Source organism: Streptomyces sp. NPDC088785 (genome assembly GCF_044750685.1).
Classification (GTDB): domain Bacteria; phylum Actinomycetota; class Actinomycetes; order Streptomycetales; family Streptomycetaceae; genus Streptomyces.
In genome coordinates this window covers 20,654-45,521 of sequence record NZ_JBIVKH010000019.1, presented here as the reverse complement: position 1 = coordinate 45,521, position 24,868 = coordinate 20,654, and the positions used below count along the sequence as shown (strand labels likewise).

Below are 24,868 nucleotides of genomic sequence, written 5' to 3'. Positions count from 1 at the left end.
GAATCCGAACCGGGAAAAGGAAAGCGCCCCGACTGTCGGCCCGTGGGGGGACTGACAGCGGGGCGCTTTCTACTACCCCGGAGCCCTCGCGGCTCCGACGGAGTGCCTAGCGCTGCTCGACCGGCACGAAGTCGCGCTCGACGACGCCCGTGTAGATCTGGCGCGGGCGGCCGATGCGCGACCCGGGCTCCTTGATCATCTCGTGCCACTGGGCGATCCAGCCCGGGAGGCGGCCCAGCGCGAAGAGCACCGTGAACATCTCGGTGGGGAAGCCCATGGCCCGGTAGATCAGGCCGGTGTAGAAGTCGACGTTCGGGTAGAGCTTGCGCTCGACGAAGTAGTCGTCGGCCAGCGCGTGCTCCTCCAGCTTCAGCGCGATGTCCAGCAGCTCGTCGGACTTGCCGAGCGCGGAGAGGACGTCGTGCGCCGCCGCCTTGATGATCTTCGCCCGGGGGTCGAAGTTCTTGTAGACGCGGTGCCCGAAGCCCATGAGCTTCACGCCGTCTTCCTTGTTCTTCACCTTGCGGATGAAGGTGTCGACGTCGCCGCCGGCGGCCTGGATGCCTTCCAGCATCTCCAGGACCGACTGGTTGGCACCGCCGTGCAGCGGACCCCAGAGGGCCGAGATGCCCGCCGAGATCGACGCGAACATGTTGGCCTGCGAGGAGCCGACCAGACGCACGGTGGACGTCGAACAGTTCTGCTCGTGGTCCGCGTGCAGGATGAGGAGCTTGTCCAGCGCGGAGACGACGACCGGGTCCAGCTCGTACTCGGCGGCCGGCACGGAGAACGTCATGCGCAGGAAGTTCTCGACGTAGCCGAGGTCGTTGCGCGGGTAGACCACCGGGTGGCCCTGCGACTTCTTGTACGCGTACGCGGCGATGGTCGGGAGCTTGGCGAGCAGGCGGATCGTCGAGAGGTGGCGCTGCTTCTCGTCGAACGGGTTGTGGCTGTCCTGGTAGAAGGTGGACAGCGCCGAGACGACCGACGACAGCATGGCCATCGGGTGGGCGTCGCGCGGGAACCCGTCGTAGAACCGCTTGACGTCCTCGTGCAGCAGGGTGTGCTGCGTGATCTCGTTCTTGAAGGTGGAGAGCTCGTCCACGGTGGGAAGCTCGCCGTTGATCAGCAGGTAGGCCACCTCCACGAAGGTGGAGCGCTCGGCCAGCTGCTCGATCGGGTAGCCGCGGTAGCGAAGGATGCCCTCTTCGCCGTCCAGATAGGTGATCGCGGACTTGTAGGCCGCGGTGTTGCCGTATCCGCTGTCGAGGGTCACCAGGCCCGTCTGCGCCCGGAGCTTCCCGATGTCGAAGCCCTTGTCGCCGACGGTGCTGTCGATCACCGGGTAGGTGTACTCGCCGTCGCCGTACCGCAGTACTACAGCTTTGTCAGCATTCGTGCTGTTCTCGCTCACGTCATCCCTCACCGACGTAGTGCCTCTTCTTCGAGGTGCCCTGACTGTCTCTACCATCCCCCACTTGGCCCAGCAGAGTGCACTCGGGGTCGTCCATTGGACTGTTTGGCGGCACTCAGTGCCTCCAGCCTGCCCATCCTGCCCCCTATCACCCTGGTTCCGGAAGTGCCCTGTGACGTTTCCGACTCGTTTGATCGATCAAACCTTTTGAAGAGTCGTGCCCGCCAGCCGGAAATCCAGCGCTGTACAGCGTCTTCCCGCCGAAACCGTGCGCACCGCCTGCGCCAGCGCCTTCCTCGACCCGACCAGTACGACCAGCTTCTTCGCCCGGGTGACCGCCGTATAGAGGAGATTGCGCTGGAGCATCATCCAGGCGCTCATGGTCACCGGGATCACCACGCAGGGGTACTCGCTGCCCTGCGAGCGGTGGATGGTGACGGCGTACGCGTGGGCCAGCTCGTCCAGTTCGTCGAACTCGTACTCCACCGTCTCGTCCTCGTCCGTCAGGACGGTCAGCTTCTGCTCGTCGGTGTCGAGGGCGGTGACGACGCCCACCGTGCCGTTGAAGACGCCGTTCGCCCCCTTCTCGTAGTTGTTGCGGATCTGGGTGACCTTGTCGCCGACGCGGAAGACCCGGCCGCCGAACCGCTTCTCGGGCAGGTCGGGGCGGGCGGGGGTGACGGCCTGCTGGAGCAGCGCGTTCAGGTTCCCGGCGCCGGCCGGGCCGCGGTGCATGGGAGCCAGCACCTGGACGTCCCGCCGCGGGTCGAGGCCGAAGCGGGCCGGGATGCGGCGCGCGACGACGTCGACGGTGAGCCGGCCCGTCTCCTCGGTGTCCTCCTCCACGAAGAGGAAGAAGTCCTTCAGGCCCTGGGTCAGCGGGGGCACACCGGAGTTGATGCGGTGCGCGTTGGTGACGACACCGGATTCCTGGGCCTGGCGGAAGATGCGGGTGAGGCGGACGGCGGGCACGGGGCTGCCGTCGCTGAGCATGTCGCGCAGCACCTCGCCCGCGCCGACGCTCGGCAGCTGGTCCACGTCACCGACGAAGAGCAGGTGGGCGCCCGGCGGCACGGCCTTGACCAGCTTGTTCGCGAGGAGCAGGTCGAGCATGGACGCCTCGTCGACCACGACGAGATCGGCGTCGAGCGGCCGGTCCTTGTCGTACGCGGCGTCGCCGCCCGGCTTGAGTTCGAGGAGCCGGTGGACGGTGGACGCCTCGGCGCCGGTCAGCTCGGCGAGCCGCTTGGCGGCGCGCCCGGTCGGCGCGGCGAGCACCACCTTCGCCTTCTTCGCGCGGGCCAGCTCCACGACGGACCGCACGGTGAACGACTTGCCGCAGCCCGGTCCGCCGGTCAGCACGGCGACCTTCCGGGTCAGCGCCAGCCGGACGGCCGCCTCCTGCTCGGGGGCGAGCGTCGCCCCGGTCCGGTCGGCGAGCCAGGCCAGCGCCTTGTCCCAGCCGACGTCCCGGAAGGCGGGCAGCCGGTCGGCGTCGGTGCGCAGCAGGCGCAGCAGCTGCGCGGAGAGGGAGAGCTCGGCCCGGTGGAAGGGGACGAGGTAGACGGCGGTGACCGGCTCCCCGTGCTCCCCGGGCACCTGCTCGCGCACGACGCCGACCTCGCCGGAGTCCGGGTCGGGCCCGGTCAGTTCGGCCAGGCACTCGATCACGAGCCCGGTGTCGACCTGGAGCAGTTTCACCGCGTCGGCGATCAACCGCTCCTCGGGCAGGAAGCAGTGGCCCTGGTCGGTGGACTGCGACAGCGCGTACTGGAGTCCGGCCTTGACCCGCTCGGGGCTGTCGTGCGGGATGCCGACGGACTGGGCGATGCGGTCGGCGGTGAGGAAGCCGATGCCCCAGACGTCGGCGGCGAGCCGGTACGGCCGGTTCTTCACGACGCCGATCGAGGCGTCCCCGTACTTCTTGTAGATGCGTACGGCGATGGAGGTGGAGACGCCGACCGACTGGAGGAAGACCATGACCTCCTTGATGGCCTTCTGCTCCTCCCACGCGTCGGCGATCTTCTTCGTCCGCTTCGGGCCGAGCCCCGGCACCTCGATGAGCCGCTTCGGCTCCTGCTCGATGATGTCGAGGGTGTCGAGCCCGAAGTGCCGCGTGATCCGGTCGGCGAAGACCGGTCCGATGCCCTTGACCAGGCCGGAGCCGAGATAGCGGCGGATGCCCTGGATGGTGGCGGGCAGCACCGTCGAGTAGTTCTCCACGGTGAACTGCTTGCCGTACTGCGGGTGGGAGCCCCAGCGGCCCTCCATGCGCAGCGACTCCCCCGCCTGCGCGCCGAGCAGCGACCCGACGACGGTCAGCAGGTCGCCCGCGCCTCTGCCGGTGTCGACGCGCGCGACCGTGTACCCCGTCTCCTCGTTCGCGTACGTGATCCGCTCCAGGACCCCTTCGAGCACCGCCATGGGGCGCGCCCCCGCCGCTTGATCGGTCATGATCCGACGGTAGCGCCGGGCACCGACAGCGCGGGAGGGCCCGGTGACGGCCGCCGCTTCGGCCACGTGATCCAAGTCACCCGCACGGGCGATGAGTTCGGCGCCGCCGGCCGGTCAAAAAGACAGGACCGCAACGCATCGCGACCGAGACAGGAGCGCCGCCATGGCCACCACCCCCGCCGTCAAGGGCCCCGCCAGCTACTTCCCGTCCATCGAGAAGAAGTACGGACAGCCGATCGCGTACTGGCAGGACCTCATCCGTTCCTCGCCGCTCAGCAAGCACATGGAGCTGGTGGGCTGGCTCAAGACCGAGCACGGCCTCGGTCACGGGCACGCGAACGCGCTGGTCGCCCACACTCTCGCCGAGGCGCGCGCGGAGGGGTGAGCGCGGTGGGGGCCACCGGTGTGGGCCCCGGGGTGAGCGCCGTGGGGCGGGTGCCGCGCGGGAGGGCGGGGAACTCGCGGGGGGGGGGGCGGGGAACTCGCGGGGGTGGCCGGCCGTTGGGGGCACGTCCGCCGTACTCGCCCCGCCCGAGGGAGTTCTGTGTCCGACAGCGTCCCCGTCCCTGCCCCCGCGTCCGACCGCGCCCCCGGCGCCGTCGTGCCTCCGCTGCCGTCGCCGACCGCCCAGGCCGAGCGGCTGGTGGAGCTCGGCGTCCACGAGATCGCGGGGCTCGGCGCCGACGCGGTGCGGGACTTCGCCAGGAGCGCCGAGGACGCCGGGCGGGAGAATGTCCTGCTCGCCGTACACCCGGACCGGGCGCCCGCGTCCGCGCTCGCGCCGCTGCTGCGCCGCGACGGACGGCCCGGGTTCGTCGTGGTCGACATGACGGACGTCGACCTCTTCGCGCCGGCCGACGCCGTCACGGACCTGCCCGACGCGCCGCTCTACCTCGTCGACCGTCCGGACCGGGGCGACGAGATGGCCAACTGGAGCCCGGACGAGGCGCTTTCGGCCCTCGTCGGGCGCGGGCGCACCCCGCTGCTGCTCACCGAGGGCCTCCACTGGGTGCTCCAGCAGCCGGCGGCCCTGGAGCGCAATCACTGCTTCATGACGATCGGCTCGCGGCTGCGCAGGGCGAACGGGTCGCTGGACGCGCGGACCCCCGCCATCTGGATCAGCAACGGCACGGGGCGCGACGGGCGGGAGCGGCGGGGCGCCGCGAAGATCGGATGGTGCTGGGCGGGGAACCGGCACACGTGGCTGGGGTTCGGCTCCGCCGCGGGGCGGGTCCGCTGATCGTTCCCGAATGCGCGGTGGCGCGCCGCGCGGTGCACTACCGCGCCGTGGCTGCGTGCTTAGGTCCCCGCGCCCCTCAGGGGGTGCCCCGGACTCCCGGTGGGCGGGTGCGGGTCTCGTCGTGGCTGAGCGCGCCGTTCCCCGCGCCCCTCAGGGGGTGCCCGAACCCCCGGGGGGTGGGTGCGGGTCTCGTCGTGGCTGAGCGCGCCGTTCCCCGCGCCCCTCAGGGGGTGCCCGAACCCCCGGTGGGTAAGTGCGGCTCTCGTCGTGGTTGAGCGCGCAGTTCCCCGCGCCCCTCGCAGGGTGCCCCGAACCCCCGGTGGGTGAGTTTCGCTTTCGTCCTGGCTGAGCGCGCCGTCCCCGCGCGTGGCGCAAGGGCCTAGATGCCGCCCATCGGCTCCGGGTCCACCCGCACCGGCGTGCCCCATACCCGCACCACCTCGTAGTCCGTGAACTCGTGGACCAGGCGGTAGGCCATCGCGGCGTCGGGGCGGCGGCGCTGGGCCGCCAGGTAGAGATCCGCCTCGCGGCGGTCGTGGCGGGGGGTGCCGCACAGCTGCCACACCTGGCCGTTCCACAACTCCGGGATCCAGCGCTGCTGGGGCTGGGGGCGGTCCTCGCGGGTGCCGTAGCGCGAGAGGACCGGGCGGTCGGCGGTCGGGCGGGACGCCGGGGTGCCGTAGTCCCCCGAGATCTGGGAGCGGTGGGCCTTGCGGCGGCGGGTCTCGCACAGCAGGCACAGATCCGGCGCGGACGTCTCGACCGGGCCGTACGGATGCTCCTTGCAGCGGGTCGCCGGCTTCTGGCCCGTCGTCGCGTCGTCGAGCTGGTCGAGCGCGCGCATCAGGTCGCCCCGCACCTCGTGGAGCATGTCGTCCGGGGTGTCGGCGGTCAGCTTCTCGCCGTGCTCCCCGAGCACGCGCAGGGCGCGGCCGAGTGCGGTGAGCTGCGCGTGGTTCACGATCCTGTGCTCCCTCTCCTGGGGCGGGGCTGCCGGCTTTCGTCCGGCTTCCCACCTTCGCACGCCGCACCGACATCTCCCCCGCTCCCATCACGATCCGGTCACGAGAACCGGAACGGGGGTTGCCAGCTCCCCGTGTAATCGATTCCAATCCCTCTCAGAGGTCGATGTAATCGATTCCACGCACACCCGCCAGCCACAAGGAGGTGGCCCCCATGGCAAGCATCAAGGACGTCGCGGCCGCGGCCGGGGTCTCCGTCGCCACGGTCTCCCGGGTCCTCAACAGCCACCCGTCCGTGAGCCCGGACGCCCGGGCGCGCGTGCTGGCCGCCGTGGAGTCGCTGGCCTACCGGCCCAACGCCGTGGCCCGCTCCCTGCGCACCGACCAGACCCGCACGCTCGGCCTGGTCATCAGCGACGTGCTCAACCCGTACTTCGGCGAGCTGGCCCGGTCCGTGGAGGAGGCGGCGCGGGCCCTCGGCTACAGCGTGATCATCGGGAACGCCGACGAGCGCCCCGACCTCCAGGACCACCACGTGCGCACCCTCCTCGACCGGCGGATCGACGGGCTGCTGGTCTCCCCCACCGACGGCGGCTCCCCGCTGATGCTGGACGCCGCCCGCTCCGGCACCCCCATGGTCTTCGTCGACCGCTGGATCGCGGGCGTGGACGTGCCGGTCGTGCGCTCCGACGGGCGCGCGGCCGTGCGCGACCTCGTGGCGCACCTGCACGGGCTCGGGCACCGGCGGCTCGCGATCATCGCGGGCCCGGCCGCCACGACCACCGGCAGCGAGCGCGTCGACGCCTTCCGGGAGGCGCTCGCCTCGTACGAGATCGAACTGCCGGACGCCTACATCGGGCAGGGCGACTTCCAGGCGGAGAGCGGGCGCCGGGTCACCGAGGGCTTCCTCGACCTGCCCGAGCCGCCCCAGGTCGTCTTCGCCGCCGACAACCTGATGGCGCTCGGCGCGCTGGACGCGATCCGCGCGCGCGGGCTGCGCGTCCCCGACGACATCGCGCTCGCCGCGTTCGACGACATCCGCTGGTTCGTGCACACCGATCCGCCGATCACGGCGATCGCCCAGCCGACCGGCGCGCTGGGACGGGCCGCCGTGCGGGCCCTGGTGGACCGGATCGAGGGGCGCGCCCCCGCCTCGGTCACCCTGCCCGCCGCTCTCGTCGTGCGCCGTTCCTGCGGCGCCCCCGCCTGAGCACCACCGGTGACGGCCACCGCGTCACCCGCACCATGCCCACAACCGCGAACCTCAATGGAGAGGAGCAACGGATGAGCAGCTCCGACGAGTTGCTGCGTATCGAAGGGATACGGAAGACCTTCCCCGGTGTCGTCGCGCTCGACAGCGTCGACTTCGACCTGCGCCGCGGGGAGGTGCACGTCCTGCTCGGCGAGAACGGTGCCGGGAAGAGCACGCTGATCAAGATGCTCTCCGGCGCCTACACCCCCGACGAGGGCCGCATCCTCGCGGGCGGCGAGCAGGTCCGTATCCACGGTGCGCAGGACGCCGAGAAGCTCGGGATCGCGACCATCTACCAGGAGTTCAACCTCGTCCCCGACCTGACCGTCGCCGAGAACATCTTCCTGGGCCGCCAGCCGCGCCGCTTCGGTCTCGTCGACCGCGGGCGGATGGAGGCCGACGCCGAGAAGCTGCTCGCGCGCGTGGGCGTGAACGTGTCGCCCCGCGCGCGCGTGCGGGAACTCGGCATCGCCCGGCTCCAGATGGTGGAGATCGCCAAGGCGCTGAGTCTCGACGCGCGCGTCCTGATCATGGACGAGCCGACCGCCGTGCTGACCTCGGAGGAGGTCGACAAGCTGTTCGCCATCGTGCGCGCGCTGCGCGAGGACGGCGTCGGCATCGTGTTCATCACCCACCACCTGGAGGAGATCGCCGCCCTCGGGGACCGGGTGACGGTGATCCGGGACGGGCGCAGTGTGGGCCAGGTGCCCGCGTCGACGCCCGAGGACGAGCTGGTCCGGCTCATGGTGGGGCGCTCGATCGAGCAGCAGTACCCGCGTGAGCGGCCGGACGGCGCCGGGAGCGCCCTGCTCAAGGTCGAGGGGCTGACCCGCGACGGCGTCTTCCACGACGTGTCCTTCGAGGTGCGGGCCGGTGAGGTCGTCGGCATCGCCGGGCTCGTCGGCGCCGGGCGCACCGAGGTGGTGCGGGCGGTGTTCGGCGCCGACCCGTACGACCGGGGTTCGGTGGAGGTCGCGGGCGTGGCGCTGCCGCGGCACGACGTGAACGCCGCCATGGCCGCGGGCGTCGGGCTCGTGCCCGAGGACCGCAAGGGGCAGGGTCTGGTGCTCGACCAGTCGGTCGAGGAGAACCTGGGGCTCGTGACCCTGCGCGCCGCCACCCGCGGCGGGTTCGTGGACCGCAGGGGCCAGCACACCGCCGCCGCGCGCATCGCCGCCCAGCTGGGGGTGCGGATGGCGGGGCTCGGCCAGCACGTGCGCACGCTGTCCGGCGGCAACCAGCAGAAGGTCGTCATCGGCAAGTGGCTGCTCGCCGACATCAGGGTGCTGATCCTCGACGAGCCGACGCGCGGCATCGACGTCGGCGCCAAGGTCGAGATCTACCAGCTCGTCAACGAACTGACCGCCGCCGGGCACGCCGTCCTGATGATCTCCAGCGATCTGCCGGAGGTCCTCGGGATGAGCGACCGCGTGCTGGTCATGGCGCAGGGCCGGATCGCCGGTGAACTCGCCGCCGACGACGCCACCCAGGACGCCGTGATGGCCCTCGCCGTCAGCACCAAGAGCACCGTGGGCGCCACCGACGCCACCACCCCCACCAGTACTGCCAGCACCACCAGCACCACAACGACCGACAAGGAGGCCGGCCGTGGCCGCCACTGACACGCTCAAGAGCAAGCCGGGCACCGGTGGTGCCGCGCAGCTGCGCAGGCTGCTGCTCGACAACGGCGCGCTGACCGCGCTGATCGTCCTCGTCATCGCGCTGTCGGCGCTGTCCGGGGACTTCCTGACCACCGACAATCTGCTGAACATCGGTGTGCAGGCGGCCGTGACCGCCATCCTCGCCTTCGGCGTCACCTTCGTGATCGTCGCCGCGGGCATCGACCTGTCGGTCGGTTCGGTGGCGGCCCTGTCGGCGACCGTGCTGGCGTGGAGCGCCACGCAGCACGGCGTGCCGGTCGTCCTCGCGCTGGTGCTCGCCGTCGCGACGGGCGTCGTGGCCGGTCTCGTCAACGGCTTCCTCATCGCGTACGGGAAGCTGCCGCCGTTCATCGCGACGCTCGCGATGCTGTCGGTGGGGCGCGGCCTGGCGCTGGTGCTCTCCGACGGCTCTCCGATCCCGTTCCCCGACTCGGTCTCGCACCTCGGCGACACGCTCGGCGGCTGGCTGCCGGTGCCGGTGCTCGTGATGGTCGTGATGGGTCTGATCGCGGCCGTCGTCCTCGGCCGTACGTACATCGGCCGGGCCATGTACGCGATCGGCGGCAACGAGGAGGCCGCCCGGCTGTCCGGGCTCCGCGTGAAGAAGCAGAAGCTCGTCATCTACGCGCTGTCGGGCCTGTTCGCCGCCGCCGCGGGCATCGTGCTCGCCTCCCGGCTCTCCTCGGCGCAGCCGCAGGCCGCCGACGGCTACGAGCTGGACGCGATCGCCGCCGTCGTCATCGGCGGCGCCTCGCTGGCCGGCGGCACGGGCAAGGCGTCGGGCACGCTGATCGGCGCGCTGATCCTCGCGGTGCTGCGCAACGGCCTCAACCTCCTGTCGGTGTCGGCCTTCTGGCAGCAGGTCGTCATCGGTGTCGTCATCGCGCTCGCCGTGCTCCTCGACACGCTGCGCCGCAAGGCCGGGGCCACGCCGGTGACCTCCGGCGGCGGTGGGCACCGGGGCAGGCAGGCGGCGACGTACGGGCTGGCGGCCGTGGTCACCGTCGCGATCGTCGGCGCCACCTCCTTCCTGCACGGCGGCACGGCGGCGTCCGACAGGCCGAAGGTGGGGCTGTCGCTGTCCACCCTCAACAACCCGTTCTTCGTGCAGATCCGGTCCGGCGCGCAGGCCGAGGCGAAGCGGCTCGGCGTGGACCTGACGGTCACCGACGCGCAGAACGACGCCTCGCAGCAGGCGAACCAGTTGCAGAACTTCACCAGCTCCAGCCTCGACGCGATCGTCCTCAACCCGGTCGACTCGGCCGCCGCGAGCAACTCGGTGGCCGCGGCGAACAGGGCCGGCATGCCGGTCGTCGCCGTCGACCGCGGTGTGGAGAAGGGCAAGGTCGCCACGCTCGTCGCCTCCGACAACGTCGCGGGCGGGGTGCTCTCCGCGCGCACGATGGCCGAGAAGCTGGGCGGCAAGGGGAAGATCGTCATTCTTCAGGGGCAGGCGGGGACGTCGGCCGCGCGCGAGCGTGCGGCGGGCTTCGCCAAGGGCCTGAAGCAGTACCCGGGTATCGAGGTCCTGGCCCAGCAGCCCGCCGACTTCGACCGCACCAAGGGCCTCGACGTGATGTCGAACCTGCTCCAGGCGCACCCCGACGTCCAGGGCGTCATCGCCGCCAACGACGAGATGGCGCTGGGCGCGGTCAAGGCGCTCGGCGCCAAGGCCGGGAAGTCGGTGCCGGTCATCGGCTTCGACGGCGAGGCCGACGGCATCAAGGCGGTCGAGGCGGGCACCATGTACGCCTCGGTGGCGCAGCAGCCGCGCGAACTGGGCGAGATCGCCGTGCGCAACGCCGTGCGGGCCGCCCACGACGAGCGGATCGATCCGGCGGTGAAGGTGCCGGTGAAGGTCGTGACCTCGAAGAACGCGGCAGACTTCCACTGAGCCCGCACGAAGACGGGTGCCCGCACGAAGACGGGTGCACGACGACCTGTGTACGGCGTCCGTGCACGAAGAAAGGCAGAGCATGAGCACGTATGACCTCCTCGTCGTGGGATCGGCCAACGCCGATCTGGTGGTCGCCGTCGACCGCCGCCCGGGTGCCGGGGAGACCGTCCTCGGCTCCGACCTGGTGGTCCACCCGGGCGGCAAGGGGGCGAACCAGGCCGTGGCCGCGGCCCGGCTCGGCGCGCGCACCGCGCTGCTCGCGCGGGTCGGCGACGACGGGCACGGGACGCTGCTGCGCACGTCGATGGAGTCGGCCGGGGTGGACACCTCGGGCGTGCTCGTCGGCGGGGCGCCCACCGGGGTCGCGCTGATCACCGTCGACCCGTCGGGCGACAACAGCATCGTGGTGTCGCCGGGGGCGAACGGGCGGCTGACGCCGGACGACGTGCGGGCGGCCCGTGGGCTGTTCGCGGCGGCGCCGGTGGTCTCCACGCTCCTGGAGATCCCGCTGGAGACGGTCGCCGAGGTGGCCGGGTCGCTGGCCGACGGCGCGCGGCTGGTCCTCAACCCCTCGCCGCCCGCGCCGCTGCCCGACGAGGTGCTGGCCGTGTGCGACCCGCTGATCGTCAACGAGCACGAGGCGAAGGTCATCCTCGGTGCGGAGCCGGGCCCGGACCCCGAGGAGTGGGCGCGGCAGCTGCTCGCGCTGGGCCCGCGCTCGGTCGTCGTGACGCTCGGCGCCGAGGGCGCCCTGGTCGCGGACGCGGACGGCGTGCAGCGGGTGGCGTCGGTGCAGGTGAGGGCCGTGGACACCACCGGTGCGGGGGACGCCTTCACGGCGGCGCTGGGCTGGCGGCTCGGCACCGGCGCGACGCTGGCCGAGGCGGCGGCGTACGCGGCCCGGGTCGGTGCCGCCGCCGTCACCAAGGAGGGGGCGCAGGCCTCGTACCCGACGGCGGAGGAGGTCGCCGCGCTGTGAGGAAGGCCGGGATCCTCAACCGTCATCTGGCGGGCGCCCTCGCGGAGTTGGGGCACGGGGACGGGGTGCTGGTGTGCGACGCGGGGATGCCGGTCCCGGCCGGGCCGCGCCTCGTCGACCTGGCCTTCCGGGCCGGGGTGCCGTCGTTCGCGGAGGTGCTCGACGGCCTCCTCGACGAACTGGTCGTGGAGGCGGGCACGGCGGCCGACGAGGTGCGGGCCGCCAACCCGGGGGCGGCCGCGCTGCTCGCGGGGCGGCTGCCGGACCTCTCCTACGTCCCGCACGAGGAGCTGAAGGCGCTGTCGGCGTCGGCGCGGCTCGTGGTGCGCACCGGCGAGGCGCGGCCGTTCGCCAATGTGCTGCTGCGGTGCGGGGTCTTCTTCTGATGAACCGACGAGGGGCCCGGTCCGCGGACCGGGCCCCTCGGGCCTTCCCCTCCTTCGCCGGAATCCCTCGATCCCCCCAGATCTCCCCCCTCAGGACTCCGACGCAAGTAACGACCCGCCTGGCGCCGCAAAGGTTGCACGGGATTCCGGAAATCTCTGAGAGATGCCGAATGGCGGGAGCGCGAGGCGCGCAAGGGGCGCGAAAACGGACGCCTCACGCCCCCTTTTCCGTCGTACGGAAGCCGCAGTTGCCGCCGAAGGAGTCGGCGGGGGCGGCGGTGCGCGCCGCGACGCGGTAGCGGTTGCAGTAGGAGGGGTGGCAGAGGTACGAGCCGCCGCGCAGGACGTGCCGGGCGTCCGGGGCGTCCGAGGCCGGGCAGCGGGGGTCGCGGCGCGGGGAGCGCGCGTACCAGGTGGGGTCGAAGCCGTCGGCGCACCACTCCCAGACGTTGCCCGCCATGTCGTACAGGCCGTAGCCGTTGGGCGGGAAGGCGCGGACCGGCGCGGTGGCGAACCAGCCGTCGGCGCCGGTGGGAGCGGCGGGGAAGGCGCCCTGGAAGACGTGGCAGCGGTGCGCGCCGCCGGGGGTCAGCTCGTCGCCCCACGCGTAGCGCGCGCCGCTCAGGCCGCCGCGGGCCGCGTACTCCCACTGGGCCTCGGTGGGCAGGGCGCGGCCGGCCCACGCGCAGTAGGCGAGGGCGTCACCGAGGCCGACGTGGACGACGGGGTGGTCGTCGAGCCCGTCGACGCCGCTGAGCGGGCCGTGCGGGTGGCGCCAGTCGGCGCCGCGGACCTCCAGCCACCAGGGGGCGGACGGGGAGCGGCCCAGGACGTCGGCGGGACCGGCGAGCGCGTAGGCGTGGAAGACCGCCGATGAGCCGGCGCGCTCGGCGGCGGTCAGGTGCCCGGTGGCGCGGACGAACCGCGCGAAGTGCGCGTTGGTGACGGTCGTCGTGTCGAGGGCGAACGACGACAACGTGACGGTGTGGACCGGGAGTTCGCCGTCGGCCCGGTAGCCCTCGGCGAAGGCGTCGCCCATGGCGAAGGTGCCGCCGGGCAGCGCCCGCTGCTCGTGCGGGAGGGGACGCGTCCCCGGGGCGGCCGGGCGGGCCCTCCCGCGCGGCGGGGGCGCGCCGGTCGGGCGGGGGCCCGTGCAGCAGGGCGCCGGAGTTCCCTCGGTCGTATCCATTGACGTGTCGCGCCTCCCACCTATAACACTATGCACCTAGGTGAATCTGCACCTAGGTCGGCATCGCGTCAAGGCCGTCGAGGCCCGAGGGCCGTCACGGCCCTCGGGGCGTCACGGCCCTCGGGGCGTCACGGCCCGCGCGTCAGGAGTGAGGGGTTCGCGTGAAGTTCGAGCACGTGCTGCTCGGTGTGCTCGCCATGCGGCCGCAGAGCGGTTACGACCTGCGGCGGTGGCTGGAGCGCGAGGGGCGCTTCCTGCGCTCCGGCGTCCACCAGAGCCAGGTCTACCGGCTCCTCGGCCGCATGACGGACCAGGGGTGGATCACCTGGGAGGCGGACGCCCGGGACGGCGCGCCCGACGCCAAGGTCTACCGGCTCACCGACGCCGGGCGCGAGGCGCTGACGGCCTGGGCGCACTCCCCGTACGAGCCGCCGAGCCGCTTCCAGGACCCCGAGTTCGTCGCGCGCCTGCTGTTCGCCGGGATGCTCGACGCGGACCTGCCGGTGCGGCTCATCGACACCGAACTCGCCCACCGCCGCGCCCAGGTCGCGCACTCCCGCGGCCGGGACCGCGCGCTCCGCCTGGACCAGGCCCTGCCGGAGATCGACGCGCCCCGCGCCCGGCTGCTGAACGAGCTGCTGCACCTGGAGGGCGTCCGGCAGATCGACGCCTGGATCGACTGGCTGGAGCGCACCCGCCGGCTGCTCGCGGACCACCGCGACGACACGCGGGACGCCCACCACGACAGCGCGGGCGGGGACCGGCACGACAGCGAGGGCGGGGACCGCCCCGGCACCGAGGGGGATCCCGCGTGAAAGCCGTCATGGTCATGTTCGACAGCCTCAACCGCAGGATGCTCCCGCCCTACGGCTGCGACTGGACCCACGCCCCCCACTTCCAGCGCCTGGCCGAGCACACCGCCGTCTTCGACCACTGCTACGGCGGCTCCATGCCCTGCATGCCGGCGCGCCGCGAGATGCACACCGGCCGCCCGAACTTCCTGCACCGCTCCTGGGGCCCGCTGGAGCCCTTCGACGACTCCGTGCCGCAGATGCTCGCGCAGGACGGCGTCCACACCCACCTCGTCACCGACCACCAGCACTACTGGGAGGACGGCGGCGCCACCTACCACCAGCGCTACAGCTCCTTCGAGTTCTTCCGCGGCCAGGAGGGCGACAAGTGGAAGGGCCAGGTCGCCGACCCGGACATCCCGCCCACGCACACCCTGCGCCGCGGCCGGATCTGGCGGCAGGACTGGGTCAACCGCCAGCACCTCACCGACCCCGCCGACCACCCGCAGAACCGCACCTTCGACGCCGGCCTGGAGTTCATCGCCACCAACCGCGAGGAGGACCGCTGGTTCGTCCAGATCGAGACCTTCGACCCGCACGAGCCGTTCTTCTCCTACGCCGAGCACAAGAAGCACTACGCCGCCCGCGACGCCGCCTACACCGGCCCGCACTTCGACTGGCCCGACTACAAGCGCGTCACCGAGGACGCGGAGACCGTCGCCCACGCCCGCCACGAGTACGCCGCCCTGCTCACCATGTGCGACACCTCCCTGGGCCGGGTCCTGGACGCCTTCGACACCCACGGCCTGTGGGACGACACGCTCCTGATCGTCTGCACCGACCACGGCTTCCTGCTCGGCGAACACGGCTGGTGGGGCAAGAACGTCCAGCCCTGGTTCGACGAGAACATCCACACCCCGCTCTTCGTCTGGGACCCGCGCACCCGCGCCACCGGCCGCCGCTCCGCACTCGTGCAGACCATCGACATCGGCCCCACCCTGCTGGACTTCTTCGGCCTGGAACGCACCCCCGACATGCTCGGCGTCCCGCTCGGGGACACCACCGCCGACGACCGCCCCGTCCGCGAGGCCGGCCTCTTCGGCTCCTACGGCGCCCACGTCAACGTCACCGACGGCCGCCACGTCTACATGCGGGCCTGCGTCCGGCCCGACAACCAGCCGCTGCGCGAGTACACGCTCATGCCCACCCACATGGACGGCCGCTTCACCCCGGACGAGCTGCGCGACGCGACCCTTGCGGACCCCTTCCCCTTCACCAAGGGCGTCCCCGTCCTCGACCTGCCGGGCTTCGCCGTCGGCAACCCCTACGCCCTCGGCACCCGCCTCTACGACCTCGCCACCGACCCCGACCAGGAACACCCGCTCCTGGACGACGAACTGGAGCTGCGCATGGCCACGCTCCTGGTGGAGCGGATGCGCGCCTGCGCCGCCCCCGCCGGGCAGTACGCCCGCCTCGGCCTGCCCGCCGAGGGGCCGGTCACCGAGGAGCACCTGCTGCTGCGGGCCCAGCGCGAGCAGGTCGAACGCTCCACCGCGCCGCTGCCCACGGCCGCGGAGTTCCCCGCGCAGGAGCTGTCGGTGACCACGCCGGTGCACCGCATCGCCGAGGCACCGCACGGCGCGGACGTCCTGCGGCGCCACCTGCCGATGCTCGCGCACCCCGGCCTGCTGGCGATGGTCGGCGCGATGAGCCCGCTGCAACTCGCCGCCATGACACCGGCCGTCGACCGCACCCTGCTGCACGCCCTGCACACCGACCTGGCCCAGGTGTCCCCCGCCGCCTGAGCCCCGCCCCCGCCCGTCCCCTTCTCCCCGTCTCCCCGCCTCCCCGTTTCTCCCCGTCACGCCGCCGCGCGGCAGAGGTGAGTCCGCCATGCCCGAAAACTCCCCGTCCGTCCCGCTCGCCACCACCACCACCGGTCCGGGTGCCGCCGTCCCGGCGAAGGTCCCCGCCGCCGGACAACATGTCCCGGGCCGCTGGCGGCAGTTGGCCGTCCTGTCGCCGACGGTGCTGACCGACAACAGCGAGTCTTCGGTCGTCAGCACCCTCTTCGCGGCGATGCGGCAGACCCTCGGCATGTCCCTGAGCCACCTGGGCCTGCTCCAGGCGCTCAGCAGGGTGACCGGCGCCGTGTCCGGCCCGCTGTGGGTCGCCGCCGCACGGCGCGCCGGCCGCCGGAGCGTCCTGGCCGGCACCGGCCTGTGGATGGGCGGCTGGCTCGCCGCCTGCGGGCTGAGCCAGAACTTCGCGCAGCTGCTCACCTGCTACCTGCTGGCCGCCGTGGGCGCCGCCGCGGGCCAGCCGCTCGTCCACGACCTCGTCGCCGACCTCTTCGACGAGGGCTCCCGCGGGCGGGCGATCGGCGCGATGTACGGCGGGGTGACCCTGCTCGGCGCGGTCATCGGCCCGCTCGTCGCGCAGCTCGCCGAGGCCCCCGGCGGCTGGCGCTCCGGCTTCTGCGCGGTGGGCGCGCTCTGCGTCCTGGCGGCCCTGCTGGTGCTGTTCCTCTTCCGGGACCCGGGCGCCGGGGCGAGCGAGGCGACGGCGACCGCCGCCCACCACACCTCAGGGGCGTTCTCCCGGCAGACCCTGCGCCGCCTCTTCGGCATCCGCACGTTCACCCTGATGGTGGTCCAGCGGCTGCTCAGCGGGCACCTGCTGGTCGCCGGCTTCGGCGTCGTCTTCCTCACCGAGCGCGGCTTCGGCACCGCGACGGCCGCGCTCGTCGCGATACCCAGCGGCGTCGGGTACCTGCTCGGCAGCGTCGCCGGCGGCCTCGTCACCGACCGCGTCCACCGCGCCGACCCCGAGCACGGGCGCGTACGGACCCTCCAGGTGCTCCAACTCCTCTACGCCGGGCTCGCCTTCCTCGGCACGCAGATCGACTGGCAGGGCATCGGCGCCTATCTGCTGCTCTTCGGGGCGATGGCGGCCGTGCAGGGCGCCAACCCCGGCGTCAACCGGCCCATCGTCATGGCCGTCACCCCGCCCGACCTGCGCGGCCCGGCCTTCGCCGTCCTCATCTCCGTCGCCGAGGCGCTCGCCTACGCCCTGTTCAACCTCGGCGCGGGCGCGCTGGGCGACGCCCTCGGACTCCGGACCGTCTTCCTGTGGGTGCTGGTGGTCCTGATGGCGGTCAACGCGCTCTTCTGCGGGCTGCTCCACCGCACCTACCCGCACGACGTGGCACGGGCCCTGGACAGCGCGGCGCAGGACGCGCCCGGAGCCTAGGGCCTGTCCGGCGGATCTTGTCGCGGGCGCGGGGTCTGGCACGCCGACCTGCGGCGTTGTCGTCGGTTGCCAACGCTCCGCGTTGACGCCCTCCTCCGCCTTGCATCCCGACGCACCGGACCCCGCTCACCAGCACAGAAATACGCGGGCCACCCGACCACGACCTGATCCGCCGGACACGCCCTAAACGGCGTGCCGGGTGAACCGGTCGGCGGTCTCCGCGAGCACCGCCCGGCCGTCGCGCGCCCACAGGCCGTCGTTGAACAGCTCCACCTCGATCGGGCCCGCGTAGCCCTGCTCCTCCACCAGGCGGCGCCAGTACCGCAGGTCGATCGCGCCGTCGCCGAGCTGCCCCCGGCCGTTGAGCACGCCCGCGGGCAGCGGGGTCGTCCAGTCGGCGAGCTGGAACGCCGCGATGCGCCCCTGCGCACCGGCCCGCGCGAGCTGCGCGGGCGCCAGGTCGTCCCACCAGATGTGGTACGTGTCCACGCAGACGCCGACCCGGTCGGCCGGGAAGCGTTCGGCGATGTCCAGGGCCTGGGCGAGGGTGGAGACGACGCAGCGGTCCGCCGCGTACATCGGGTGCAGCGGTTCGATCGCCAGCCGTACGCCCCGCTCGGCGGCGTACGGGGCGAGGACGCCGATGCCGTCGGCGATGCGCTCGCGGGCGCCCGCCAGGTCGTGGGAGCCCGCCGGAAGACCGCCGGAGACCAGGACCAGGACGTCCGTGCCGAGGGTGACGGCCTCGTCGACGGCGCGCTTGTTGTCGTCGAGCGCGGCCGTGCGCCCGGCCGCGTCGATCGCGGTGAGGAAGCCGCCGCGGCAGTGGGTGGTGACGGTCAGCCCGGCGTCGCGCAGCAGCGCGGCCGCCTTCTCGACGCCGTACGCCTGGACGGGCTCGCGCCAGGTGCCGACGTTGCGCACCCCCAACTCGACGCAGGACGCGACGAGTTCGGGCAAGGTGAGCTGCTTGACCGTCATCTGGTTGATGGAGAATCGCGGATCGGCGCTCACGTCGTCACTCCGTACAGGGCGAGCAGGTTCGTCATGCGGGTCGCGGCCAGCTCCGGGTCCGGGAACAGGCCCAGGGAGTCGGCGAGTTCGTAGGCGCGCGCGAGGTGCGGCAGGGAGCGCGCCGACTGGAGGCCGCCGACCATCGCGAAGTGCTCCTGGTGGCCGGCGAGCCAGGCCAGGAGGACCACGCCCGTCTTGTAGAAGCGGGTCGGCGCCTGGAAGAGGTGCCGGGACAGCTCGACGGTGGGGTCGAGCAGGGCGCGGAACCCCGCGGTGTCGCCGGTGTCCAGGACGCGGACGGCCTGCGCGGCGAGCGGGCCCAGCGGGTCGAAGATGCCGAGCAGCGCGTGGCTGAAGCCGCGGTCGTCGCCCGCGATCAGCTCGGGGTAGTGGAAGTCGTCGCCCGTGTAGCAGCGCACGCCCTGCGGCAGCCGGCGGCGCAGCTCGACCTCGCGGCGCGCGTCGAGCAGGGACACCTTGATGCCGTCGACCTTGTCCGGGTGCGCGGCGATGACCTCCAGGAAGGTCTCGGTCGCGGTGTCGAGGTCGGCGGCGCCCCAGTAGCCGTCCAGGGCCGGGTCGAACATCGGGCCCAGCCAGTGCAGGACGACGGGTTCGCCGGCCTGCCGGAGCAGGTGGCCGTAGACGTCGAGGTAGTCCTCGGGGCCGCGGGCGACGGCGGCGAGGGCGCGGGAGGCCATGAGGATCGCCTGGGCGCCCGTCCCCTCGACGAGCGCGAGCTGTTCCTCGTACGCGGTCCTGACCTCGGCCAGGTCGCGGGCGGGGGCGGTGAGCTGGTCGGTGCCGACGCCGCAGGCGATGCGGCCGCCGACCGCCCTGGCCTCGGCGGCGGACCGCCGGATCAGTTCGGCGGCGCCCGCCCAGTCCAGGCCCATGCCGCGCTGCGCGGTGTCCATCGCCTCGGCGACGCCGAGCCCGTGGGACCACAGGTGACGGCGGAAGGCGAGGGTGGCGTCCCAGTCGACGGCGGCCGGGGAGTCGGGGGTGGTGTCGGCGAGCGGGTCGGCGACGACGTGCGCCGCCGAGAGGACGACCCGGGAGGCGAGGGGTGCTCCGGCGGCGAAGGCGAGCGGTTCGGCGCGCGGCTCGTACGCCTTCGTCCCGCCGTCGGGGGTGGGCAGCCGGAGGATCACAGCGAGATCTCCGGAACGTCGAGGCGGCGGCCCTCGGCCGAGGACCTCAGGCCCAGCTCGGCCAGCTGCACGCCGCGCGCGCCGGCCAGCAGGTCCCAGTGGTAGTCGGCACCGGCGTACACGTGCTGGAGGAACAGCTCCCACTGCACCTTGAAGCCGTTGTCGAACTCGGTGTTGTCCGGGACCTCCTGCCACTGGTCGCGGAAGGAGTACGTCGCCGGGAGGTCGGGGTTCCAGACCGGCTTGGGGGTGGCACCGCGGTGCTGGACGCGGCAGTTGCGCAGTCCGGCGACGGCCGATCCCTCGGTGCCGTCGACCTGGAACTCGACCAGCTCGTCGCGGTGGACGCGCACGTCCCAGGAGGAGTTGATCTGGGCGACGACCGGGCCCCGGGGGTTGTCCAGCTCGAAGATGCCGTACGCGGAGTCGTCGGCGGTCGCGTCGTAGGGCTTGCCGTGCTCGTCCCAGCGGGTGGGGATGTGGGTGGTGGCGAGCGCGGTGACCGAGGTGACCCGGCCGAACAGCTCGTGCAGCACGTACTCCCAGTGCGGGAACATGTCGACGACGATGCCGCCGCCGTCCTGCGCGCGGTAGTTCCAGGAGGGGCGCTGGGCCTCCTGCCAGTCGCCCTCGAAGACCCAGTAGCCGAACTCGCCGCGCACGGACAGGATCCGGCCGAAGAAGCCGCCGTCGACGAGCCGCTTGAGCTTGAGCAGGCCCGGCAGGAACAGCTTGTCCTGCACGACGCCCGACTTGACGCCCTTCTCGCGGGCCAGGCGGGCCAGTTCGACGGCGCCGGCCAGGCCGGTGGCGGTCGGCTTCTCGGTGTAGACGTGCTTGCCGGCGGCGATCGCCTTCGTGAGGACCTCCTCGCGGCCGGAGGTCATCGCGGCGTCGAAGAAGATGTCGACGCTGTCGTCGGCGAGTACGGCGTCCACGTCGGTGGAGACGTTCGCCTCGTCCAGGCCGTGCCGCGCGGCGAGCGCCTTCAGGGCGTGCTCGCGGCGGCCCACGAGGACCGGTTCGGGCCACAGCACCGTGCCGTCCCCGAGATCGAGGCCGCCCTGCTCGCGCAGCGCGAGGATCGAGCGGACGAGGTGCTGGCGGTAGCCCATGCGCCCCGTCACACCGTTCATGGCGATGCGCACCGTCTTGCGTGTCACGTGAGTCCCTTCGTCCTGCCGTACACGTTCTGCCGCATGTTCGATCGCTCGTAGCAAGCGCTTTCTATCTGGGGAGAAGCTAGCCTCTGCACAGCCGCTCGGACAAGAGCGGATACGCGGCGGATGACAGCGGACACCGGCCGCACCCCAGTCGGAGGATGACTCGATGACCGTGACTCTCGCGGACGTGGCCGCCCGCGCGCAGGTGTCCCCCGCCACCGTCTCGCGGGTGCTCAACGGCAACTACCCGGTCGCCGCCGCCACCCGGGAGCGGGTGCTCCGGGCCGTGGACGACCTGGACTACGTGCTGAACGGCCCGGCGAGCGCGCTGGCCGCCGCCACCTCCGACCTGGTCGGGGTGCTGGTCAACGACATCGCCGACCCCTTCTTCGGGATCATGGCGTCCGCCGTGCAGTCGGAGATCGTCGGGCCCGGCGGGCGCGCGGGCGGCGAGCGGCTCGCGGTGGTCTGCAACACCGGCGGCTCCCCGGAGCGCGAGCTGACGTACCTGACGCTGCTCCAGCGGCAGCGGGCGGCGGCCGTCGTCCTCACCGGCGGGGCGATCGAGGATCCGGCGCACGTGGCGGCCGTCGCGGCCAAGCTGCGGCGGCTGGCGGAGGCCGGGACCCGGGTGGTGCTGTGCGGGCGGCCGCCGGTGCCGGGGGCCGAGGCGGTGGCGCTCACCTTCGACAACCGGGGCGGGGGGCGGGATCTGACGGCGCATCTGCTCGCGCTGGGGCATCGGCGCATCGGTTACGTCGCCGGTCCCGAGGAGCGCACGACGACCCGGGACCGCCTGGAGGGGCACCGGGACGCGCTGCGGGCCGCCGGGGTCGAGGCGCCGGACGACCTGGTCGTGCACGGCCCCTACGACCGGGCCGCCGGGCATGCCGCGACGCGCGAACTCCTGCGCAGGGATCCTTCGTTGACGGCCGTGGTGGCCGCCAACGACACCGTCGCGCTCGGGGCCTGCGCGGCCCTGCGGGAGGCCGGGCTGCGCATCCCCGAGGACGTCTCCGTGGCGGGCTTCGACGACCTGCCCTTCAGCGTGGACGCGGTGCCCGCGTTGACGACGGTCCGGCTTCCGCTGACGGAGGCGGCGGCTCGGGCGGGGCGGATCGCGATGGGGCGCGAGGGGGCGCCGGCGGGGGGGGTGGACGGGGTGCGCGGGGAGTTGATGGTGCGGGGGTCCACGGGGGTGCCGCGCGAGCCGTGACCCTCCCTCCGGGCCGCTGCCCTGGGTTCCGTCTCGCGTGCGGGGCGCCGGGGTCGAGCCGGGACCGTCGCCACCTGCGGGCCGGTGGGGCTTCTCGCGCAGTTCCCCGCGCCCCTGAGGCATGCGCTGCGCGCAGCCTCCCCTTGAGGCTGCGCTCCGCGCGCCTCCACTGAGAGGTGGGGGATGGTGGCACGCCTCTCCCGAGAAACGGGACGGTGGCGCGCCTCTCTGATGAGATGCCGCACGCAGTGCGCATCTCAGGGGCGCGGGGAACTGCGCGAGAAGCGGCCACCGGGCCGCAGACGACGGACTACCCAGGGGCGCGGGGAACTGCGCGACCAGCCACGACCGTGGCGCACCCGAAAGACCACCTGCGCGGCCAGCCGCCACCGAGCCGCGCCCGAAAGACCACCTGCGTGGTCAGACCCCACCGCGCCGCGTCCGAAAGACGGCCCCCAGGGGCCCGGGGGCGTAAATGGGTTCGGGTGGGTGGGGGTGGGGTCGTAGCGTTGTGCGGCATGACCGAATCGCAGAAACTGCCACCGCGTCTCACCACCCTCTCCTTCCACAGCCCCCTCTCCGAACCCCGCGCCGCGAGCCTGATCGAGCGGGCGGCGGCCGAGGCGCCGTCCACCGTGCTCGACATCGGCTGCGGCTGGGGCGAGTTGATGCTGAGAGTGCTGGAGGCGGTGCCCGGGGCGCGCGGGACCGGGGTCGATCTCAACGGGGAGGATCTGGCCCGGGGCCGTACGAACGCCGCGGCCCGCGGCCTCGCCGACCGGGTCGAGTTCCTGGAGAAGTCCGCGACCGACGCCGCGCTCGACCCCGCCGACCTCGTGTTCTGCCTCAGCGCCAGCCACGCGCTCAGCGGCGCCGAGCCACCCCGGCTCACCACCGAGGCCCTGCGCGCGCTGCGCGGGCTCGTCACGCCCGGCGGCCGGGTGGTGTTCGCCGACGGGTACTGGCAACGACCTCCCACACCGCAGGAGTTGGGCGCGATGTGGCCGGACGCCAGGGCGGACGAGTACGACGGCCTCGCGGGGCTCGTCGACCGCGCGGTGGCGGCCGGTTTCCGGCCCGTGTGGATCGAGACGGCGAACCGCGACGAGTGGGAGACGTTCGAGTCCGGCTACCAGTCGGACCAGGAGGTCTGGCTGGCCGGCCACCCGGACCACCCGCTGGCCGAGGAGACCCGCGAGAAGCTCGACCGCCACCGGTCGAGCTGGCTGCGCGGCTACCGCGACGTCCTCGGGATCGCCTACCTCACCCTGGTGCCGGTGGACTGACCCCCGTACCGGGGCCGCCGGGCGGGGGCCACACCCCGCCCGGCGGCGGCCGTACCGGAACCCGCGTGCGGGCCCGGGGCTACACGTGCGGCCGGCGCCCCGGCTCCTGGTGCGGGAAGCGCTGGTCGGCGCCGGGGAGGGTCGGTTCGGGGAGGGTGGCCACCTCGTCCTCGGCCCGCGCCAGCTGCTCGGCCGTGTCGCGGGGCAGCCGGGGCGCGCGGTGCGTGGGGCGGGAGAAGCGGAACGCCGAGGTGAGGTCGCCGAAGGTGTCCCGCCGCCAGTCGGTGATGTTGGGCTCCTCGACGCCCGTGATACGCTCCAGGAACCGCAGGGCCGAGGTGTGGTCGAAGGTCTCCGAGGCGACCCAGCCGCCGACCGTCCACGGCGAGACGATGATGGCGGGCACGCGGAAGCCGCCGCCGATGGGCAGGCCCTTCACGAACTCGCCCGCGGTGCCCGCCGCCGGTGTCGGCGGTGCGACGTGGTCGAACAGGCCGTCGTTCTCGTCGTAGTTGAGGATGAAGGCCGTCTTCGCCCAGACCTTGGGGTTGGCGGCGATCGCCTCGATCTTCTGCGCGACGAAGTCGGCGCCCGCGGCCGGCAGGTAGTCCGGGTGCTCCGACTGGTGGCTCGTCGGCATGATCCAGCTGACCGCCGGGAGGCGGTCGTTGCGGGCGTCGTCCTCGAAGGTGCCCTCGGGCTGCGGGCGCACCCCGCGCTCGTACAGGTCGGAGCCGGGCTGCGCGTTCTTGAACGACGCGAAGTTCTCCAGCATGTTGCAGCCGTAGTCGTCGTCCTGCTGGTAGACCTTCCAGCTCACCCCGGCGGCCTGGAGGCGCTCGGCGTACGTCGTCCACCGGTAGGGCTGCGGGGCGGTGTTGTTGAGGATCGGGCCGCCCTGTGTGCCGCCCGGGTCGATGGTGCCCGTCATCCAGTAGAGCCGGTTGGGCCAGGTCGGGCCGAAGACCGAGCAGAAGTAGTGGTCGCAGACGGTGAAGGTCTCGGCGAGCGCGAACTGGAACGGGATGTCCTTGCGGGTGTAGTACCCCATCACGTACGGCCCGTTGACGCCGTCGGCCTTGCGGTGGGCGGGCAGCCACCGGTCCATCCTGCCGTTGTTCCACGCCTCGTGCTGGACGGCCCAGGCGTGCGAGGTGGAGGGGATCGCCTGGGCGCTGGTGGAGTGGGTGTCCAGGTGGAAGGGGAGCAGGTACCCCTTCGGGTTCTGCGCGTCGGGCTGGTAGAAGACCGAGCGGCCGGTGTCCAGCTTCAGCGCGTGGGGGTCGCTGAAACCGCGTACGCCCTTGAGGGTGCCGAAGTAGTGGTCGAAGGAGCGGTTCTCCTGCATGAGCATCACGACGTGCTCGATGTCGCGCAGCGATCCCTTGCGGGGCGGGCCCGCCGCGACCGCCTTCTGGACGCTGGGCGGGAGGAGGGAGAGCGCCGCGGCGCCGCCGACGGCGCCGGCCGCGGAGCCGAGGAGTCTGCGTCGGGTCAGTTCGGCCATGGAAGGTCCCCTGTCTGAGCCGGTGACATGCCAACGGCCCGTGGAGTACGG

Annotated in this window: 20 protein-coding genes; 12 read left to right on the top strand and 8 right to left on the bottom strand. The window is 72.8% G+C overall.

What is annotated here, in order from left to right:
• Window positions 1-106 precede the first annotated feature (106 nt).
• Together ACIP5K_RS33220 and ACIP5K_RS33215 are read right to left on the bottom strand one after the other, a co-directional pair.
• Window positions 107-1,426 carry a citrate synthase gene (locus ACIP5K_RS33220; RefSeq protein ID WP_401415640.1) on the bottom strand — a complete coding sequence of 440 codons (1,320 nt, stop codon included), beginning with the start codon at window positions 1,424-1,426 and terminating at the stop codon, window positions 107-109.
• A 186-nt stretch (window positions 1,427-1,612) separates the two neighbouring features.
• A complete protein-coding gene (locus tag ACIP5K_RS33215) occupies window positions 1,613-3,868 on the bottom strand; it encodes an ATP-dependent RecD-like DNA helicase (protein WP_401415639.1) in 2,256 nt (751 codons plus the stop codon).
• Between the two features lie 163 nt (window positions 3,869-4,031).
• Here ACIP5K_RS33215 and ACIP5K_RS33210 point away from each other — a divergent pair, with 163 nt between their 5' ends.
• Window positions 4,032-4,253 (top strand): DUF4287 domain-containing protein, encoded by a 222-nt coding sequence (locus tag ACIP5K_RS33210; RefSeq protein WP_401415636.1) that lies wholly within the window; start codon window positions 4,032-4,034, stop codon window positions 4,251-4,253.
• A 159-nt stretch (window positions 4,254-4,412) separates the two neighbouring features.
• A complete protein-coding gene (locus ACIP5K_RS33205) occupies window positions 4,413-5,108 on the top strand; it encodes a DUF5701 family protein (protein ID WP_401415634.1) in 696 nt (231 codons plus the stop codon).
• A gap of 379 nt (window positions 5,109-5,487) precedes the next feature.
• On the opposite strand, the gene ACIP5K_RS33200 is transcribed toward ACIP5K_RS33205, so the two are convergent.
• On the bottom strand, window positions 5,488-6,069 hold the full coding sequence (locus tag ACIP5K_RS33200) for a hypothetical protein (protein ID WP_401415633.1): 582 nt from the start codon (window positions 6,067-6,069) through the stop codon (window positions 5,488-5,490).
• A gap of 215 nt (window positions 6,070-6,284) precedes the next feature.
• Here ACIP5K_RS33200 and ACIP5K_RS33195 point away from each other — a divergent pair, with 215 nt between their 5' ends.
• The 5 genes from ACIP5K_RS33195 (at window position 6,285) to rbsD (ending at window position 12,245) form a co-directional block, all read left to right on the top strand.
• Window positions 6,285-7,280 (top strand): LacI family DNA-binding transcriptional regulator, encoded by a 996-nt coding sequence (locus ACIP5K_RS33195; RefSeq protein ID WP_401415631.1) that lies wholly within the window; start codon window positions 6,285-6,287, stop codon window positions 7,278-7,280.
• A 74-nt stretch (window positions 7,281-7,354) separates the two neighbouring features.
• Window positions 7,355-8,944 carry a sugar ABC transporter ATP-binding protein gene (locus tag ACIP5K_RS33190; RefSeq protein ID WP_401415629.1) on the top strand — a complete coding sequence of 530 codons (1,590 nt, stop codon included), beginning with the start codon at window positions 7,355-7,357 and terminating at the stop codon, window positions 8,942-8,944.
• A complete protein-coding gene (locus tag ACIP5K_RS33185; RefSeq protein WP_401415627.1) occupies window positions 8,931-10,877 on the top strand; it encodes a substrate-binding domain-containing protein in 1,947 nt (648 codons plus the stop codon). Before ACIP5K_RS33190 ends, ACIP5K_RS33185 begins: the two co-directional genes overlap by 14 nt.
• A gap of 82 nt (window positions 10,878-10,959) precedes the next feature.
• Window positions 10,960-11,859 carry a ribokinase gene (locus ACIP5K_RS33180; protein ID WP_401415626.1) on the top strand — a complete coding sequence of 300 codons (900 nt, stop codon included), beginning with the start codon at window positions 10,960-10,962 and terminating at the stop codon, window positions 11,857-11,859.
• A complete protein-coding gene (gene rbsD / locus ACIP5K_RS33175; protein ID WP_401415625.1) occupies window positions 11,856-12,245 on the top strand; it encodes a D-ribose pyranase in 390 nt (129 codons plus the stop codon). The genes ACIP5K_RS33180 and rbsD overlap by 4 nt, the downstream gene beginning before the upstream one ends.
• A gap of 214 nt (window positions 12,246-12,459) precedes the next feature.
• Here the strand turns inward: rbsD and ACIP5K_RS33170 are convergent, their stop codons facing one another.
• On the bottom strand, window positions 12,460-13,434 hold the full coding sequence (locus ACIP5K_RS33170) for a formylglycine-generating enzyme family protein (protein ID WP_401415624.1): 975 nt from the start codon (window positions 13,432-13,434) through the stop codon (window positions 12,460-12,462).
• A gap of 161 nt (window positions 13,435-13,595) precedes the next feature.
• Between ACIP5K_RS33170 and ACIP5K_RS33165 the strand changes: the two genes are divergently transcribed.
• The 3 genes from ACIP5K_RS33165 (at window position 13,596) to ACIP5K_RS33155 (ending at window position 17,477) form a co-directional block, all read left to right on the top strand.
• Window positions 13,596-14,249: a PadR family transcriptional regulator gene (locus ACIP5K_RS33165; RefSeq protein ID WP_401415622.1), complete on the top strand. Its 654-nt coding sequence runs from the start codon at window positions 13,596-13,598 to the stop codon at window positions 14,247-14,249.
• Entirely contained in the window at window positions 14,246-16,030 is a 1,785-nt protein-coding gene (locus tag ACIP5K_RS33160) for a sulfatase (protein ID WP_401415620.1), read from the top strand. The genes ACIP5K_RS33165 and ACIP5K_RS33160 overlap by 4 nt, the downstream gene beginning before the upstream one ends.
• 88 nt (window positions 16,031-16,118) lie before the next feature.
• Window positions 16,119-17,477, top strand: a complete 1,359-nt coding sequence (locus ACIP5K_RS33155; protein ID WP_401415619.1) for an MFS transporter — start codon at window positions 16,119-16,121, stop codon at window positions 17,475-17,477.
• Window positions 17,478-17,660: 183 nt separating this feature from the next.
• On the opposite strand, the gene ACIP5K_RS33150 is transcribed toward ACIP5K_RS33155, so the two are convergent.
• From ACIP5K_RS33150 to ACIP5K_RS33140, 3 genes are read right to left on the bottom strand one after another with little or no spacing between them, the layout of a single operon-like run.
• Window positions 17,661-18,458, bottom strand: coding sequence for a sugar phosphate isomerase/epimerase family protein (locus ACIP5K_RS33150; RefSeq protein ID WP_401415812.1), 798 nt, complete (start codon window positions 18,456-18,458; stop codon window positions 17,661-17,663).
• A gap of 29 nt (window positions 18,459-18,487) precedes the next feature.
• A complete protein-coding gene (locus ACIP5K_RS33145; RefSeq protein ID WP_401415616.1) occupies window positions 18,488-19,645 on the bottom strand; it encodes a dihydrodipicolinate synthase family protein in 1,158 nt (385 codons plus the stop codon).
• A complete protein-coding gene (locus tag ACIP5K_RS33140; protein ID WP_401415614.1) occupies window positions 19,642-20,808 on the bottom strand; it encodes a Gfo/Idh/MocA family protein in 1,167 nt (388 codons plus the stop codon). The genes ACIP5K_RS33145 and ACIP5K_RS33140 overlap by 4 nt, the downstream gene beginning before the upstream one ends.
• Before the next feature lie 166 nt (window positions 20,809-20,974).
• On the opposite strand from ACIP5K_RS33140, the gene ACIP5K_RS33135 reads away from it, so the two are divergent.
• The gene (locus ACIP5K_RS33135) at window positions 20,975-22,024 is read left to right on the top strand and encodes a LacI family DNA-binding transcriptional regulator (protein WP_401415612.1); all 1,050 of its coding nucleotides are present in this window, start codon (window positions 20,975-20,977) and stop codon (window positions 22,022-22,024) included.
• Window positions 22,025-22,542: 518 nt separating this feature from the next.
• Window positions 22,543-23,310 (top strand): SAM-dependent methyltransferase, encoded by a 768-nt coding sequence (locus ACIP5K_RS33130; RefSeq protein WP_401415609.1) that lies wholly within the window; start codon window positions 22,543-22,545, stop codon window positions 23,308-23,310.
• 79 nt (window positions 23,311-23,389) lie between these two features.
• Here the strand turns inward: ACIP5K_RS33130 and ACIP5K_RS33125 are convergent, their stop codons facing one another.
• On the bottom strand, window positions 23,390-24,817 hold the full coding sequence (locus tag ACIP5K_RS33125; RefSeq protein ID WP_401415607.1) for an alkaline phosphatase family protein: 1,428 nt from the start codon (window positions 24,815-24,817) through the stop codon (window positions 23,390-23,392).
• Window positions 24,818-24,868: the final 51 nt, after the last annotated feature.

Excerpts from the sequence above, each read along its gene's own strand:
- ACIP5K_RS33210 (WP_401415636.1), top strand. The coding sequence starts at position 4,032 with ATGGCCACCACCCCCGCCGTCAAGGGCCCCGCCAGCTACTTCCCGTCC.
- ACIP5K_RS33155 (WP_401415619.1), top strand. The coding sequence starts at position 16,119 with ATGCCCGAAAACTCCCCGTCCGTCCCGCTCGCCACCACCACCACCGGT.
- ACIP5K_RS33180 (WP_401415626.1), top strand. The coding sequence starts at position 10,960 with ATGAGCACGTATGACCTCCTCGTCGTGGGATCGGCCAACGCCGATCTG.
- ACIP5K_RS33150 (WP_401415812.1), bottom strand. The coding sequence starts at position 18,458 with ATGACGGTCAAGCAGCTCACCTTGCCCGAACTCGTCGCGTCCTGCGTC.
- ACIP5K_RS33215 (WP_401415639.1), bottom strand. The coding sequence starts at position 3,868 with ATGACCGATCAAGCGGCGGGGGCGCGCCCCATGGCGGTGCTCGAAGGG.
- ACIP5K_RS33125 (WP_401415607.1), bottom strand. The coding sequence starts at position 24,817 with ATGGCCGAACTGACCCGACGCAGACTCCTCGGCTCCGCGGCCGGCGCC.
- ACIP5K_RS33130 (WP_401415609.1), top strand. The coding sequence starts at position 22,543 with ATGACCGAATCGCAGAAACTGCCACCGCGTCTCACCACCCTCTCCTTC.
- ACIP5K_RS33195 (WP_401415631.1), top strand. The coding sequence starts at position 6,285 with ATGGCAAGCATCAAGGACGTCGCGGCCGCGGCCGGGGTCTCCGTCGCC.
- ACIP5K_RS33190 (WP_401415629.1), top strand. The coding sequence starts at position 7,355 with ATGAGCAGCTCCGACGAGTTGCTGCGTATCGAAGGGATACGGAAGACC.
- ACIP5K_RS33135 (WP_401415612.1), top strand. The coding sequence starts at position 20,975 with ATGACCGTGACTCTCGCGGACGTGGCCGCCCGCGCGCAGGTGTCCCCC.
- ACIP5K_RS33170 (WP_401415624.1), bottom strand. The coding sequence starts at position 13,434 with ATGGATACGACCGAGGGAACTCCGGCGCCCTGCTGCACGGGCCCCCGC.